We start from the raw sequence: 16,671 nt of genomic DNA, 5'->3' as shown, positions 1-16,671 counted from the left end.
CACATTTCTAATAGCCGTTTTTTATCTGACTTAATAGTATTTTTGTTGCTTCTAATTACTCAAATTCTACTAAAATTTGATTTTTTTCCACAGGTGTTCCTTTTCCAATTTCAATGCTTTTGACCACAGCATCGCCATCTGCTTTTATAATATTCTCCATTTTCATAGCCTCCAATATAAGGACAGAATCTCCTTTAGCCACCGTATCTCCTACCTGTACCAAAACATCCAAAACCAACCCAGGCATTGGAGCTTTGATGTGGTTTACTTTTTGAGCTGTCATATTGGAGAACCCTAATTTTTCTACCAAGAGATCAAATTTATCTTTCAGTGTTACATTATAAACATTTCTATTAATTTTAATCCGAAATGTTTTTGTTTCATAATCCGCCTCCAAGACCGTCGCATCAAAAGACTGGTTGTCTTGTAAGATATGAAATCTCCCATCTTTTATTTCCAATAAATCCCAGTTCAAACTATTGGGATCTATCATTGATTTATAATTCTCATTAACATTAGATTCGTACATAAAACGTTATGTTTTTGCTAATTTAGTTACAAAATAGACTTCGTATACTGTATAAACTAAGTAGACAAATAAAAAAGGTAAGGCAAAATAAGCTGTTTTAGGTGCTGTTACCAACATATAAACAATTAACAAAGTGGCACAAAAAAGCATTTTAAAAAAGATAGACAGCAAGAATATTTGCCCAAATAGATTTTTGTTTTCGCTTTTTGCAGTTTTGGAAGAAGCATAAAACAAACCTATAGAGAATAAAATAAAGAAGCCCCAACTTATCCATGATAAAGATAGATGAGAGCTTATTAAGTTAGATGAGTCTAGCAACACCAATAATAAAGCGACAACAATAGATATGATTGTAAGCTGTATATAAAATTTTTTGGGAGCCATTCTCCTTTTGTATTAAAAATCGTTTTGTTTCTACCAATTTAGAAACTACGATTCATTATCTGAAATTGCTTGTTTGATAAAATAATATAGAGATAGTCCAACCCCTAAAAGAGAACCTATTAGCACAAAAAGCACTTTGGTTTCCAACCAAGCATCTAGTTTTAATCCTACAAAAATAAACAAACCAATGGTTACTCCCATTTGAGTAGCCATACTGGTATACTTTAGGAAATTAACTTGCTTTTTGGACGTTTTGCTTTTTGTTAGATGAGGATCCTTCTTGTCCATTTTTAGTTTGTGTTGAAGAAGTTTTTTTCATAATAGAAGCACCGTCAAACACAGCTCCGTCCTCAATAATTAACTTATTGGTTCTTAAATCACCGAATACCGTTCCAGCACTTTGAATGTGCAAACAACCTCTGGCGGTAATATTACCTTCTATTCTACCTTCAATTAAAATGCTTTCGCAGACAATATTGCCAACAATTAAAGCATTTTTTCCAACAACAACTTTAGCTTCACTTTCCAAATTGCCTTCTAGTTTGCCATCAATTCTTATATCTGTTTTTGATTTAAGATTTCCTGTAATGACCGTACCAAATACCAAGCTATTGTGGGCAGATGAAGAAGCTCCTTTTCCTTTAGGTAAATTATTTTCTTTTTTTGCTCCAAACATGAAATTATAATTATACTAAATTTTTATCAATGTAACCTTTCAAAAACAACCATTTCATTTGCGAGTTGGTCTCAACGACACGCTATACGCAAATTCCAAGCTTGCCTTTAAAAATTTGTATACAATAAGGCACACTAAGTTATAGTTACCCTGTCTTTTTGAACAAAGACAGGATTTTGGGGCAAAGATAAGAAATATTAAGAGGCTTTTACTGAAGTTTGCTCCTAATAAAATGTTAAGTTTTATTTAGACTTACCCATCTTCTTAGGGGCCAAGGTACAATGCATTCTTCTATCTTCCATTTTAGGTGGATAATCAGGGAAGCCAATACCTTCTAGTTCCTTCAAAAATCTTTTCAAAAGATCTCTTCCTCTATCTTTAAACACAATAGTACGTCCTTTAAATTGAACATAAGCTTTCACCTTAGCACCTTGCTCTAAGAATTTTTTAGCATGCTTCAATTTAAATTCAAAATCGTGGTCATCTGTGTTCGGACCAAAGCGAATTTCTTTAACGACTACTTTTACCTGTTTAGATTTAAGCTCTTTTTCTTTTTTCTTCTTTTCATACAAGAATTTCTTGTATTCAATAATCTTACAAACAGGAGGAGAAGCTTTTGGAGAGATTTCGACCAAATCCATTTCCAATTTAGTAGCGTATTCCAGTGCTTTTGAAGTTGGATAGACACCTGGTTCTAAGTCTTTTCCTGCTACTTTGCTGATTTCTTTAAAATTATTTCCAACCAAGCGCACTTCAGGTACTTTGATAAATCCATTAATGCGATGACTCGGTTGATTCCCCTTGTTATAGGTGTTTCTTCTATTAAATTTTTTAGCCAATACGATTCGTTTTATTATAAAAATAGGGAAATAGTCCCTTGTGTTTCTTTTACTAGAATAAAGTTAAAAAACTTTAACTTTTTACAACAACATATTCAATTAAATATTGTCCTTTTATCAAAAAAAGTCGTTAAATCAGTCGTTCTTGGGCATTTTTTGATTCTAAACGCCCCAATACTTCATATAAAGAGCCGAATTGTGGGTACTCACAATTCGGCTCTTAACTATAATTTATTATGAATACGGCTTTACTATTTTAGTAACAGTAAAACGCTTATTTAGGTTCAAACCCAAGGACAATATTAAAGGCTCCATAGTCAGTTACTTTAGTACTTCCGTTCAAATGTGGCTTATCAAAACCTATTCCGTAGTCAAATCCAAGTGTTCCAAACATTGGCAAGAACACACGTACCCCAGCTCCTACTGAACGTTTTAATTGGAATGGGTTATAATCTTCAAATTTTGACCAAGCGTTTCCTGCTTCTGCAAATGCTAACACCCAAATAGTAGCACTTGGATTTGGAGAAATCAAGTAACGCAATTCCATTGTAATTTTATTATAAATAGCTGCCCCTTGTGCATTAGCAGCAGAAACATCCGTTACAGGATCACGATATCCTCTCAAAGAAATGATATCTTTTCCTTGCAATCCTTGGAAATTAGAAATTCCATCTCCTCCTAACTCATAACGCTCAAATGGTGACAAACCAACGTTTGGATTGTAGAAGCCTAAGAATCCCATTTTAACACCAACTTTTACTACAAAGTTTTTCACGATCTTTCCGTACCACTCTGCCAAGAAATCCCATTTGTGGTATTCCAACAATTCAAATTTCTTTGCAGGATCCATCAACGCATAATCCGAAGCCGATTTATTATCAAACAAAGAGTATGGAATTGTCAATTTCAAGGTCAATGAAATATTAGAGCCTTTCTGAGGGAAAATTGGATTGTCGATAGAGTTTCTTGAAATAGTTTGGCTCAAACTCAAGTTGTGGAATGATCCTGTTGGAATTTCAAAATCATAACGACGCAACAAATCCATGTTCTGATAATTCAAACTAATTTGATACACAAAGAAATCATCAGGAAAACGCAAACGAGTTCCTAAACCAATAGAAGCTCCCGTAATTTGCAAGCGTTGGAATGCAGAACTTTCTTGACTAAATCCATTGTTAAAATTCGTATGATAAGCAGAAATTGTAAAGGCATTTGGTTTCTTGCCTCCCAACCATGGTTCTGTGAAAGAGAAGTTGTACGACTGATAAAAACGACCGTTTGTCTGAACACGCAAAGACAATCGTTGACCATCACCTTGTGGCAAAGGATTCCAAGCTTCTGGTTTTAATAAATTTCTCAAAGAAAAATTATTGAACGTAACCCCAAGTGTACCAATAACTCCACGACCAACACCACCCCATCCAGCAGACAATTCTAACTGATCCGATGGACGTTCCTCGACGATATATTCAATATCTACCGTTCCTCGTTGAGGATTGACAGGCGTATTGATTTGAATATTCTCTGGATTAAAATAGTTCAAAGCTGTTAGCTCTCGTTGAGAACGAATAATATCAGAACGGCTAAATTTATTGCCTGGCAACGTTCTTAACTCGCGACGGATAACATGCTCGTGTGTACGATCATTTCCTTTTATAATCACATTGGCAATAATAGCAATTGGTCCCTCTGAAATACGAATTTCTAAATCTACGGAATCTTCTCGAACACCTTTTTCGATAGGCGTTGCATCAAAAAACAGGTATCCATTGTCCATATAAAGCGTACTAATATCTCGACCGTTACGATCAAACTTCAAACGAGTTTGAATCAGCTCTTCATTGTACACATCTCCTTTTTTGATACCTAAAATATTATCTAAGATACGATCAGAGTAGGTTGTATTTCCTCTAAATACAATATCACCAAAAACATAAGTTGCTCCTTCGTCAATATGAATATCAATATTCATGACTTTGCGCTTCCCTTTTTGAACTAGATAAACAGAATCTTTTGTGATAACAGCATCTCTATGTCCTAGGTTATTATAAGCAGCAATAATATTTTTTTTGTCTTGTTCGTATTCTTTTTGAATAAACTTAGAAGGTTTGAAGATAGCCCAAATATTATTGCGTTTGGTTTCTTTCATAGAGCGATAAAGCTTTCCCTTTTTCATCTTTTCAACACCATGAAAATTGATATTGGCAATACGAACACGCTTTCCTTTCTTGATATTGAAAACCCAACGAACCGAATTTTTAAGAATTTTATCTTCTTCTTCAATCACTTCTATTTCTACGTCTAAAAATCCTTTTTCGATATAGATTTCTTTTAAGGCTTGTACAGCGTGCAGTTTCATAGCAGGAGTTGCCGCACGACCTTTTTGAAGATAACGCTTTGTAGCTGCATTAGCATCATCATGCTGACCTTTCGGAATACCTTTGTATCCATGACGAGCAAAACGTGGATATTCTTTTACTTTGATTTCTAAGAATACAATATCTCCAATTTTCTTTTGAATGTTAATATTAACATCTACAAACAACCCTTGTTTCCATAGTTTTCGGATCGCTTTAGAAATCTGATCACTAGGAATACGAATTGTTTTGCCTACTGTTAATCCAGATAAAGCAATGATTCCATTGGCATCTGTATAATTTGCTCCTACAACCTCTATCCCACCAATCTCATAAGTTTGTGGTTCGCTATAATCAATCAATGGTGCAGGTTCTAACGAATCTAATTTTTCTTCTGTCGCTTGTGCCCAAGTACTTTGGTTCGATAACAACAACACAGCGCATACTACACTAAATAACCTCTGAATCATAATATTTTTTATAATAATAACAATTTTAAACCAGCATTGTGGCTCTCAATGTCACACCCAATCATAAACAATCATTATTTTTTGGATTGTTTAGTTATATTTAGATGCCATTAAAAAGTCCATTTTATTGTGGCTACATTTATCAAACTAATTTTGTCGTGCAACAATATGGTACAAAGACCATACAATTACTATTCTTAAACGTCTGATTACTGTAATATCTTATCTATAAATTTTACTCAAACCTATAAACGATAATTTTTGCACAAAAGTAAGGTAATCTAATAGCAATAAGAAAATATATCTATTAAAATCGCAAAAAAGAGGTCAGTTATTTTTGATTTTAATCCAGTTAAGAATAGACATTATCACGAATAGAGTTGTATAGGTGAGAAAGCAAGATGTTTTTGTAGGCATACCATTTCATTCGTAATCGTCTAATATTGTTTAAAATTATTTTGGTTCGACTCCCAACACTATATTAAAGGTTCCATACTTTGTAAAATCTTTCACGCCACTCAAATTAGGTTTGTCAAAACCAATTCCATAATCGACTCCTAGTGTACCAAACATTGGCAAAAAGATGCGAAAACCTAAACCTGCCGATCGTTTTAAATCAAAAGGGTTGTAATCTTTTGCATTCGACCAAGCATTTCCTGCTTCTAGAAACGCCAAAGCCCATATAGTAGCACTTGGATTAGGAGAAATCAGATAGCGAAACTCTAAACTAAACTTATTATAAATTGTAGCACCAGCGCCATTCGCTGCCAAATCACCCAATTCGTACCCTCGCATAGAAATCACATCTCGTCCTTGAACAGTTTGAGGATTAGACAAACCATTTCCCCCCAATTCGTACCGATCAAAAGGAGTTACCTCTAAATCTGGATTATAATAGCCCAAGAATCCCATTTTGCCTCCTATTTTCACAACAAAATTCTTGGCGATTTTTCCATACCACTCCGTCGTAAAATCCCACTTGTGATACTCGACCAATCGGTCTTTTGTCCCTGAGGTTTCATTATTGTTTGACAACAAAGAATACGGCAATGTAAAACTCATACTTAGAGCAATATTGGAGCCTTTTGTTGGAAAAATTGGATTGTCAACAGAATTTCTAGAAATAGTTTGATTAAAACTCAAGTTGTGGTACGTTCCTGAAGGAACATTGATGTCATCCCAACGCAACAAATCCATTTTCTTATAGTTCAGGCTTGCCTGATAGACAAAAAAGTCGTCTGGAAAACGCAAACGAGTTCCCCACCCTATCGTTGCGCCTGTTACCTGCAAACGTCTCAATGCCGAACTCTCTTCGGTGTACCCATTGGTAAAGTTAGAATAATAAGCAGAAAACGTTAGAGAATTAGGCTTTTTGCCCCCCAACCAAGGTTCTGTAAAAGAGAAATTATACGATTGATAACTAGGTCCATTGGTTTGTATTCTAAACGATAGCGTTTGACCATCTCCTGCAGGCAAAGGATTCCAAGTTTTGGGTTGAAAAAACTTGCGCAAAGAAAAATTTGTCAATTTAATCCCTGCGGTTCCAAAAACGGTCGTCCCTCCCCAACCTGCGGATAACTCTATTTGGTCAGAAATTTTCTCTTCTAAGACATATTCAATATCTACGGTTCCTCGTTCTATATTAACTGGGGTATTAATCTGCATCGTTTCTGGATTAAAATAATTTAATGCCATCAATTCTCTTTGAGAACGAATCAAATCAGAACGACTAAAATTATTTCCTGGCAAGGTTCTCAGTTCACGGCGAATAACATGTTCACTAGTTCTAGTATTGCCAATAATTCTAACCGCACCAATTTTGGCAACCGGTCCTTCTACGATACGAATTTCATAATCAATCGAATCTTCTCGAATTCCTTTTTCGATTGGATCAACTCTAAAAAACAGGTGCCCATTATCCATATAAAGCGTTTTTAGGTCTCTCCCATTTTTGTCAAATTCTAGACGAGTCGTTAATAAATCTTTGTCATAAATGGCTCCTTTTTCGATGCCTATAATGTTTTTTAAAATTCGATCGGAGTAAATGGTATTTCCTTTGAATTTTATACTTCCAAAACGATAAATATTTCCTTCTTCTACCTGCATATCAATATGCAAAACCTTCCTATTTTTCTTCTGAATAAAGTATACAGAATCTTTTAGGATACGAGCATCCCGATGCCCGATAGAATTATAATAAGCTATCAAGTTATTTTTATCCACCTCGTATTCTTCTTGAATAAACTTAGATGGTTTGAAGATCGCCCAGAAGTTGTTGCGTTTTGTTTCTTTCATCGAACGATACAATTTGCCTTTTTTAGCATTTTTGACCCCGTGAAAGTTGATTTTTGCAATCCGTACACGTTTTCCTTTTTGAATATTAAATATCCATCGAATGGAATTTTTTAGAATGACGTCCTCTGTTTCGTCCACCTCAATAGCAACGTCCAAAAAACCTTTTTCTATATAAAGTTTTTTTAACGCATTGATAGCACTTTGTTTCATAGCAGGAGTTGCTGCTCGCCCTTTTTGCAAATATCGTTGAACAACAGCATTTGCATCATCGTGTTGCCCTTTTGGAATTCCTTTGTACCCATGGCGAGCAAACCTTGGATATTCTTGTACTTCAATTTCTAAAAACACAATATCCCCTATTGTTTTTTCTATATTGATCGCTACATCTACAAAAAGTTGTTGCTTCCAAAGATTTCTAATTGCCTTGCTGATTTGATCACTAGGTATACGTATGGTTTCACCTATAGTAAGCCCTGTGATGGCTATAATTCCATTTGCATCGGTATATATTGCCCCTTTAACATTAATACCTCCTATTTCATAGGTCTGTGTGTGGTTATAATCTAGCATTTTTGCCTCATTACTATCTACCAAAGGGCTATTTTTTTGTGCGTATAAATTGGTCCATAATAATGTCAACCCTAAAGTTGAGGCAAAGAGTGTCCTTTTTATCATAATTATTTTTATAATAAAATTATTGTTATATAATATAATAACTACCTTATAAGTGGATGTGCTTTTTATAAGGAAACTGTAATTTAAAAGTGAAATTTGAAGCTGTATTTGGTGCTTCAAAGGTATAAACGTGCAGAAAAAAAAAAGGGCAAGTAATTTGCAAAAAACACCTCTCTTAAAATTATCTTAAATGTGGTAAGAAAACTAATTCTTGTCCTTTGTATTTAAGCATAAGCCACTTCTTAAGAATAAATTCCTGTAAAGATTTTAAGATCTACTTTTTCAACTGCTTCTAATGTTGTATATTCACGATAATTACTAAATATTATTACACCTAGAATTGTATAGATGTGGAATGCCTACATCATCTCTAATTCAAATTTTAGAGTATACCAATCATCCACTATTTATATATTAAGTAATGTTCAAAAAAATAATCCCATTTTTTGTTATTATTTTTCTGACCTCTTCTTAAAACAATTCTTGATGATATTTACTTGTTTAATTTTTAAAAACAAATTATAAGATGGCTTTACAGACCGTTCCAACTGTTGACTACCATGATTTTACATCTGGCGATGCTCAAAAACGCAAACAATTTATCCAAGACTTAGGAGATGCTTTCTCTCAAATTGGGTTTGTTATTGTCAAAAATCATGGCGTATCGGAAGAACTACGTCAAGAACTTTTTGAAGTTTCAAAAAATATTTTCGATCAACCACAAGAAATAAAACAAAAATACGAAGACTTAAACAACGGTGGACAAAGAGGCTACATTTCTAAAGGTAGAGAAACTGCCAAAGGAGAAAAAGTACCTGATTTAAAAGAATTTTGGCATATTGGTCAAGAAGTAGTTAACGAGCCTGCTCTAAAAGCAGAATACCCTGACAATATTTGGATGGAAGAAGTTCCTTCTTTGGAGACCGTAGGCAAAAAAATATACAGTACATTTGAGCAAACAGGTCGTAATTTATTGCGTGCTATTGCGTTATACTTAGGACTAGAGGAGAACTACTTTGATGCAAAAATTCACAATGGTAATAGTGTACTTCGCTTGTTGCATTATTTCCCTGTCAAAAATTTGGATGAAATAGAAGAAGGTGCTGTTCGTGCTGCTGCACATGGTGACATCAACTTGATTACATTGTTAATGGGTGGATCTGCCAAAGGATTACAAGCCAAAAACTCTGCGGGAGAATGGGTCGATGTTTCTCCAAAAGAAAATGAAATTGTTATCAATATTGGTGATATGCTACACCGCCATACCAATGGTCGCTTAAAATCTACTATTCACCGTGTCATCAATTTGGACAAGGAGTCAATGCGTTTTCCTAGATATTCTGCTCCGTTTTTCTTACACCCACGCAGCGATATGGATTTGTCTTGTTTAGACAGTTGTGTTTCTGAAGACAATCCTAAAGCTTACGAAGATATTACAGCTGGTGAGTTTCTAGATGAACGTATCCGAGAGCTTGGTCTGAAATAGTCCTTTTGCAACAAGGAATCGATTTGAAAACCTCTAAGATAAGATAGAGGTTTTCAAATTTTAACTTGTTCATTCCATTATTCATAAACTCTCAATGTAACAGAAATTCTTCTGTTTTTAAATCGAGCAAAATGCGGCACTTCATGTGTCCACGCTTTATTAGTCGCCCAAGGTATAATCACTACCGTTCCATCCTCTACCTTGAAATCTTGATAGCCTTTTTCTCTCCAAGGACGAAATCTAAAAATACGCTCCTCCCCCAATGATATGGTTACAATAGGGCTATCTTCTTTCAAACCAACAACAGCATCTCGATGTGGTCCTATATAATGCTTTTTTTCTCCCTCATACCAATTGAGTAACAAGCCATTTAAAGAGGGATGAATTTCTTTTTTGCACCAATCTAAAAACAACTTCAACACAGGGCTAATAGGCAAAGCATTTTGTTTGGAGCCTGTGTATTTGTAATCAAACCCATAAGCCTGTTGCCAACGTGGTGTTGGCACTTCCTTTCCCAAAATTTTCACCACATGATACTCATCAGGATGTGTATTCCATAATGTATCAAAATCTGGTAATTGTGCTTTTAATTCTGAAGGAATGGCACCAATATAAATTGGATGGATAGCATTGAGATAATGTTCTTCAAATAAGTCTTTATTCATAACAATCAACTGTTTTAACTTAAAAAAAACTTATTGAGCATTTCTAGTTCCTAAAATTAGCTGTTTTGTGTTCATTTTTAACAATACTGCTAAATTTTTAATCTTTTTTTAGAGCATTAATTTTAGCACCATATTATTATTATTAATACACCATTGATTATTTAAACTAACATTAATAAATATCCCAACAAAGCACCTCCTAGCACTACCCACATTGCATTTATTTTCTTAAAACCAAAAACTAACACTGCTCCAAAAATCGCAATGACACATGCCCGCCAATCAGGCATCCAAGAAGCAGTAACCAACAATGTTTCCAAACTCATTTCAATAAGAACATTGACCATAACTGCCAACGCAGCAACATTAACAGAGTCTAAAAAGAAACCTAAAGGTTTTGAAGAACGCATCTTAGGCACCAATGGATTCAGCAACCACACAAAAATAAAAGAAGGTAAAAAGATTCCCAATGTAGCTGCAATTGCTCCTGTCCAACCCGCCAATTGATAGCCTATAAAAGTTGCCGTAGACAGAACAGGACCTGGCGTAAATTGCCCTGCGGCAATTGCATCAATCAACTCTGCACGAGTTAATAATCCTTTCATGACTAATTCAGCATCTAGGTAAGCAAATAAAACATACCCACTGCCATACAATACGGAACCGACTTTCAGAAAACTCCAAAAAACGGTTCCACCAGAAATTTTAGCAGTTGCCGTTCCTCCTGTTTGTAATAACAAAATTGGAAAAATAGACTTCGGATGATTCTGCCATTGGCTTCTTCCCATAAAAAAAAGTGTCCCAACAATACCTGCTACTAATAATGCCACAATTTCATTAACCCCCAATAAACTAACAACTAAAACAAGTCCTCCTAAAACCCCCAATGCTTTGCTTTTTAAAGCCTTTTTGCTCAATTTATAAACAGCCCCTGCTATAATCGCCAAAACGGCAGGTTTTATTCCAAAAATCAAAGGTGCAACCACAGGAAGGGCACCATACTGAACATAAAACCAAGCAAAAATTCCTGTAATGACAACCGCAGGAAAGATAAAACAAATTCCTGCAACAAACAGCCCCAATACACCTGCCCGTTCATGCCCACAATGCATCGTCATCTCGGTAGAATTAGGTCCAGGTATCAGATTGGTCGCCCCCATCAAATCCAAAAAATGTTGGCGACTCATCCACTTTCGCTTTGTCACCAATTCATCTTCCATCATAGCAACATGAGCGGCAGGTCCTCCAAAAGCAATACATCCTAGCTTAAAAAACACCTGTGCCACTTCCCATATAGTGCCCTTATTATTTTTTTGGTTTGTCATTTTATTTTTTAATAAATTTGTAGCTTAACACGACGATTTTGTGCCAATGCTTTTTTAGTCGTTTTAGATCCATCTCCTTGCCAGTTGACCTCAATTCGATCATTAGCAATTCCTTGTTCTATCAAATAGATTTTAACTCGTTCGGCTCGTTCTCTTGATAATTTTCGGTTATATCGGTTGTCCTTAGCCGCCGCATAACCCACCACTCTAAGTTTCAAATCAGGGCATTGATGTAATTGCTGACTTAGTTGCTTCAACAAAGATTGGTTGGTTGGGCTTAAATTAGGAGAATCATAACTAAATAACAAATCTGATGGTTGGTCTAGACAAATGCTTGGCCGGGTTGGGTGATCTATAATAATGGGTCGAATTCTAGTTTGGGATAGAGTATCTATGGTATAATAATAATTAGGTTCCCTCTTTAATATTCCAGCTTGAAAAGAAGAATCCTCGTGGCTGTGCAAACTTTCCATTTCGATAAAAACAGCCGAGTCAAAAATATAATTGCCATGATCTGCTATCCCTATTTGTAACCGATGTTTTTGATGTGGGATGACATTTGATTGCGCTTGGAGCACCTTAGTAAAACCATCGTATTGAATGGGATAAAGACTTGTTGCTGTAATCGCTTGTTCCATATTCCAAGAACGAGTTAATAATAGTTGGTGGGTAGAATTCGTTTCTAAAAAAGTATCTACACTATTCTCAACTTGAATTGCTGATTGGATGCTGTTATTAATATAGTACTGTGGATGTGTAGTTGGATTGATCGTAGCAACAGATATGGGATGGTTGGAGTTAGGTAAATGGGCTAAATTAACTTTTTCTCCATTCGGCAAGGTTAATATAAAAATTAAAATATCATTCAAACCAGAATAGCTTAATTCGGGATAATCTTCAGAAGCAAAAACAAAATTGAATGAAATGTAATCAGAATTGGGATAAAAGTCAAACTGTAGAACAGCTGCATCGTACAATTTTTGATTGGTTGTTGTTTTAAAAATAGCTTGTCCTTTTTTTCTATTGACTCCTGTTTTGCTTGTAATATCATTGTTACCTTGGGCATCTTCTGCAACACCTGTAGAAAGAACAATTCCATGAGACATTTGAAAAATTGCATCGCCATTCCAAAATTCACCTATAGCACGGCGCTTACCTTTGTACCGTACATTTTTAATTTGGACTCCAAAACCTTTTAAGTCTTGTCGAATTTTCTGCTTAATTTTTTTCAGCCGTTTTACTTGAAAAGTATTGCCTTTTTGTCCAATTAATAATGTTGCACAACAACTCCAACATAGTATCCAAATAATTTTCATATTTTTAGAGCTTAGCAATACCCGTACTTTATTTGAGAGATAATCTTAGAACAAGTACCTAAGAACAAACCGACCCCAACCACAAATCGGTATAGTCGCCTTTGCTATCAAATCGTTTTGCTTGATTTTCAATATTTAAATACCGATCTTCTTTAGTATCAGGACCAACGCCCCCTACCACATTCCAATTGACCCAATTAGAACAAATGTCATAATCAATTAAAATATGCTGAAAGTAAGTCGCGCCCATTCTCCAATGTACTCCCATATCGTTGACTAGGTAACTCGAAACCAATTGGCGTCCTTTGTGAGACAAAAAACCAGTATTTTTCAGTTGTAACATACAAGCATTGATCAAATCAACTTCTGTTTTTCCATTCCTCCATTGCTCAAAAAGAATAGTATCTTCTTTTAAATCCTTGGTTTCTTGCCCTCTAATTCCTCCTTCTTCAAATATTTTATCTCCATACTTCTTTCCCATCAAACGGTAATGATCTCGCCAAAGTAATTCTAAGAAAAAAGTTTGAGTGGATTTATTAGACTTGTATTTTTGTTCATACGCTTTGAGCTGTGCATAAACTTCTTTGGGTGATAGACATCCCAATGCCAACCATGGCGACAAACGAGAAGCGGCATAAGTACCTTTTAATTCATACCGGCTATCTACAAAACTATCCAGATGGCGTTCAGCACCAAAATAAATTGCTAGTCGAGTTAATGCGGCAGATTCTCCTCCCACAAACTTCAAATCTCCTCTTTCGTCTTGTTCATTTTTCTGATGCCCTAATTCCTCCAAAGTTGGCAACGCTTGATCTTCTACATCAATAGTCCAAGGCACAAAGTCCTCTGGTTCGGGCAAAGGCTCTCGAATCATCACAAAACGTTCTACTTCTTTTCTAAACGTGCTAAAGGTATCGGGTGAATGTGCAATTGGAAAGGGCAAATCTTGTGTATAATACAACATTTTACCTCTAAAAAACTGTATCTCTAACCCCAAAGACCATAAGTTTTTCTCTAAACTATTCTGAACCAATACCTCATCATGTGTACGCTCCATGTTGGCATAGACATAACTGGCTTCGACCTCTTGGACAAGCTTAAAAACTTCTTCCTCTGGCTTTCCCTTTCTAATTACTAAGTCAATACCTTTATCTCTCAATTTTTGGCGTAGGTAGTCGATGCTCTCTAATAAAAATTGAGTTCTAAAAGCACCTGTCTTTTGAAAACCATAAGGTGTGGTTCCCATCAACTCTTCTTCGTTAAAGACATAAACTGGTATTACCTCCTCACTATTTTCAATAGCTTTGGTCAACGCTTCGTTATCGTGCAAGCGCAAATCTTTTCGAAACCAGACTACTATTCGTTTTACTTTTTTCATAAGTACTATTGCTACTAAAAAATCATTCTTTGCTCATCACTTTATCGACTAGAGGAAAGTGCATAAAAATAACAAAAAAAGCCGAAAAAAAGTTGACCTAAAAATATAAACTTCTAGAAACTTTCATTTTTAATTGAAAATTGCACTTTCTTTACAAAAATTTTTCTGCTCATCAACCATTTTCAACATGATTCAACAAATAGAGTTTAATTTAAAAGCAAAAAAAAGAGGTTTTCACCTAATTACTCAAGAAGTTTTGAGTGCTTTACCTCCTCTTCCATCAACTGGATTGTTTCATTTATTTATAAAACATACATCAGCAGGTTTGAGTATTAACGAAAATGCCGATCCAGATGTTAGAACGGACTTTGAAAATATTTTTAACGAGCTAGTTCCCGAAAATTTGCCTTATTTAGTCCATACTTTAGAAGGTCCTGATGATATGCCCGCACATATCAAATCCTCATTAGTAGGAGCTTCTATTCAAGTTCCAATTACCAACGGCTCATTAAATATGGGCACATGGCAAGGTATTTACCTTTGTGAATTTAGAAATCAAGGTGGAAGCAGAAAATTAGTAGCTACTATTTATACTTAAAATCGGGTGCTTTATCCCTAGTAAAAGGTAACAATTTATTAATCTAACAGAGGATAATAGTATTTTCTAGTTTCTTATTTTTATATTTGTAAACCAGCAAATTAGAACCCTCATCTAACATTATTAAATGATTAATATGAGAATAATATTTACCTACCTTTTACTGCTGCTTTCCCCCCCGTATCTAAGTGCACAAATTATTTGGCAAGAAGATTTTAATGCTTATACAGATGGAACGACAGTAGGCACCACTGGACGTTGGACAAGTACCTGCGGCGCTTGCCTATCGGGTGATTTTTTTGAAGTTAGATCTGGCGCGTTTTCAGCACAAGATGTTAATGATTTTTCTACGTGGGAATCTGAATCCATTAACATCTCGGGAGTGAGTGATGTTACCTTTGCATTAGATGCTATCGAAACAGGTGACCATGAAGGTCCCGGTTGTGCTTGTGGAGTTAATATCGACTACTTTGACGTATCTTATAGTATTGATGGTGGTGCTTTTATTACAATAGAAGACTGGAATGGAGATGGAGAGCCAGGACATACGCTTACTGGGGACAGTCAAAACGGAAGTGCTTTAGATGCTGACTGGGAAAGTACAACAATTACTCAAAGTGGTCTTTCGGGCAACACCTTAGTCTTAAGAGTCGTCATGCGTAATACGGCAGGAACAGAAACGATGACCTTAGACAATGTTGTTGTAAGCCACACAAGTCTCTTACCTGTCAATTTGGTTTCTTTTACTGCGATGCCTCAAAACAATTTGACTCAACTATATTGGCAAACTTCATCCGAAGAATTTAGTAGTCACTTTGAGTTAGAAAAATCAATAGATGGTATTTATTTCCAAACAATAGGAAATATTGCCGCAATTGGAACATCCAAGGGTGCTTATTATCATTTTGAAGATTTAAGTCTTCCACAAACCGTTTATTATCGATTGAAGTCCTTTGATACAAACGAAAGCTTCTACTATTCTGATATTATTAGTGTAACAGGAAAGCATTCGATAACAAATACTCCCTATCCCAACCCATTTGCCAACGAGCTATTTTTAAAATTATCTGATCATAGTAACCTAACGTTCTTGTCCATAGATGGTAAAAAACAAAAAGTTATTTCTTTGCCTGAAGGTTTACACGATTTACACCCTTATTTAGAGGGTTTTCCGACAGGAATGATCATTCTAAACATTAGCTCTCAATACGGCACACAAAAGCACAAACTGATCAAACTACGAGAAAAAGGTTTTTAAATAAGCAGAGATTATTGGCATGAATAGTAGTGGGCATATTGCCCACATATTAAAACGCCTTGTAGCAACTATGCCGCTACTTTTCGGCACTCTTCTGCACAGATACGACAAGATTCTGCACATTTTTGGCAATGATCGTGTTGATGTGCTCCACATTGTTCGCTGCACCATTCGCAAATTTCCGCACACAATTCGCAGTACTTTGCCGCCCATTTGCTATCTGCAACCATAAATTTGATGCAGATCAAACAGGCATCTATACATGCCATACAGCATTTGGGACAATCGTTACTACTCTCTTTTGTAGCCATTTGTGTCAGACAATCTTGGCAGTCGATCAAACACTGTTGGCAGGCATCTATACAAGCTTGAAATTTAGTATTCATGTGTTGTTTTTTAATTTGATTTGATGTTTTATTC

General features: G+C 35.4%; 15 protein-coding genes. 3 read left to right on the top strand and 12 right to left on the bottom strand.

Annotated features, from left to right (window positions below):
* Nucleotides 1-55: 55 nt before the first annotated feature.
* The 7 genes from CG11_RS31025 to bamA (CG11_RS23735) form a co-directional block, all read right to left on the bottom strand.
* The gene (locus CG11_RS31025; protein ID WP_052599352.1) at nucleotides 56-529 is read right to left on the bottom strand and encodes an acetyl-CoA carboxylase biotin carboxyl carrier protein subunit; all 474 of its coding nucleotides are present in this window, start codon (nucleotides 527-529) and stop codon (nucleotides 56-58) included.
* A 6-nt stretch (nucleotides 530-535) separates the two neighbouring features.
* The gene (locus tag CG11_RS23755; protein WP_052599351.1) at nucleotides 536-913 is read right to left on the bottom strand and encodes a hypothetical protein; all 378 of its coding nucleotides are present in this window, start codon (nucleotides 911-913) and stop codon (nucleotides 536-538) included.
* A 45-nt stretch (nucleotides 914-958) separates the two neighbouring features.
* Nucleotides 959-1,201: an AtpZ/AtpI family protein gene (locus CG11_RS29130; RefSeq protein WP_063833198.1), complete on the bottom strand. Its 243-nt coding sequence runs from the start codon at nucleotides 1,199-1,201 to the stop codon at nucleotides 959-961.
* Nucleotides 1,146-1,589 carry a polymer-forming cytoskeletal protein gene (locus CG11_RS23750; RefSeq protein ID WP_052599350.1) on the bottom strand — a complete coding sequence of 148 codons (444 nt, stop codon included), beginning with the start codon at nucleotides 1,587-1,589 and terminating at the stop codon, nucleotides 1,146-1,148. Before CG11_RS23750 ends, CG11_RS29130 begins: the two co-directional genes overlap by 56 nt.
* A 242-nt stretch (nucleotides 1,590-1,831) precedes the next feature.
* Nucleotides 1,832-2,428, bottom strand: coding sequence for a translation initiation factor IF-3 (infC, locus tag CG11_RS23745; protein ID WP_052599349.1), 597 nt, complete (start codon nucleotides 2,426-2,428; stop codon nucleotides 1,832-1,834).
* Nucleotides 2,429-2,702: 274 nt separating this feature from the next.
* Nucleotides 2,703-5,255, bottom strand: a complete 2,553-nt coding sequence (bamA, locus tag CG11_RS23740) for an outer membrane protein assembly factor BamA (protein WP_052599348.1) — start codon at nucleotides 5,253-5,255, stop codon at nucleotides 2,703-2,705.
* Between the two features lie 453 nt (nucleotides 5,256-5,708).
* Nucleotides 5,709-8,225, bottom strand: a complete 2,517-nt coding sequence (bamA, locus tag CG11_RS23735) for an outer membrane protein assembly factor BamA (RefSeq protein ID WP_052599347.1) — start codon at nucleotides 8,223-8,225, stop codon at nucleotides 5,709-5,711.
* Nucleotides 8,226-8,751: 526 nt separating this feature from the next.
* Between bamA (CG11_RS23735) and CG11_RS23730 the strand changes: the two genes are divergently transcribed.
* Nucleotides 8,752-9,711, top strand: a complete 960-nt coding sequence (locus CG11_RS23730) for an isopenicillin N synthase family oxygenase (protein ID WP_052599346.1) — start codon at nucleotides 8,752-8,754, stop codon at nucleotides 9,709-9,711.
* A 77-nt stretch (nucleotides 9,712-9,788) separates the two neighbouring features.
* On the opposite strand, the gene CG11_RS23725 is transcribed toward CG11_RS23730, so the two are convergent.
* The 4 genes from CG11_RS23725 to CG11_RS23710 all read right to left on the bottom strand — a co-directional run bounded on the left by CG11_RS23725 (nucleotide 9,789) and on the right by CG11_RS23710 (nucleotide 14,395).
* On the bottom strand, nucleotides 9,789-10,376 hold the full coding sequence (locus tag CG11_RS23725) for an alpha-ketoglutarate-dependent dioxygenase AlkB (protein WP_052599345.1): 588 nt from the start codon (nucleotides 10,374-10,376) through the stop codon (nucleotides 9,789-9,791).
* Nucleotides 10,377-10,537: 161 nt separating this feature from the next.
* On the bottom strand, nucleotides 10,538-11,701 hold the full coding sequence (chrA, locus tag CG11_RS23720) for a chromate efflux transporter (RefSeq protein ID WP_052599344.1): 1,164 nt from the start codon (nucleotides 11,699-11,701) through the stop codon (nucleotides 10,538-10,540).
* Between the two features lie 8 nt (nucleotides 11,702-11,709).
* Nucleotides 11,710-13,017: an OmpA family protein gene (locus CG11_RS23715; RefSeq protein WP_052599343.1), complete on the bottom strand. Its 1,308-nt coding sequence runs from the start codon at nucleotides 13,015-13,017 to the stop codon at nucleotides 11,710-11,712.
* Nucleotides 13,018-13,075: 58 nt separating this feature from the next.
* Nucleotides 13,076-14,395, bottom strand: coding sequence for a DASH family cryptochrome (locus CG11_RS23710; protein WP_052599342.1), 1,320 nt, complete (start codon nucleotides 14,393-14,395; stop codon nucleotides 13,076-13,078).
* Nucleotides 14,396-14,582: 187 nt separating this feature from the next.
* On the opposite strand from CG11_RS23710, the gene CG11_RS23705 reads away from it, so the two are divergent.
* Nucleotides 14,583-14,993 carry a secondary thiamine-phosphate synthase enzyme YjbQ gene (locus tag CG11_RS23705; protein WP_052599341.1) on the top strand — a complete coding sequence of 137 codons (411 nt, stop codon included), beginning with the start codon at nucleotides 14,583-14,585 and terminating at the stop codon, nucleotides 14,991-14,993.
* Between the two features lie 136 nt (nucleotides 14,994-15,129).
* Entirely contained in the window at nucleotides 15,130-16,251 is a 1,122-nt protein-coding gene (locus CG11_RS23700; RefSeq protein WP_052599340.1) for a T9SS type A sorting domain-containing protein, read from the top strand.
* Between the two features lie 68 nt (nucleotides 16,252-16,319).
* Here CG11_RS23700 and CG11_RS23695 read toward each other — a convergent pair whose 3' ends face one another.
* Nucleotides 16,320-16,637 (bottom strand): four-helix bundle copper-binding protein, encoded by a 318-nt coding sequence (locus CG11_RS23695; protein ID WP_052599339.1) that lies wholly within the window; start codon nucleotides 16,635-16,637, stop codon nucleotides 16,320-16,322.
* Between the last annotated feature and the right edge of the window lie 34 nt (nucleotides 16,638-16,671).

This window comes from Aureispira sp. CCB-QB1, assembly GCF_000724545.1.
Classification (GTDB): Bacteria; Bacteroidota; Bacteroidia; order Chitinophagales; family Saprospiraceae; genus Aureispira.
This window is presented reverse-complemented; position numbering and strand designations above follow the sequence as displayed.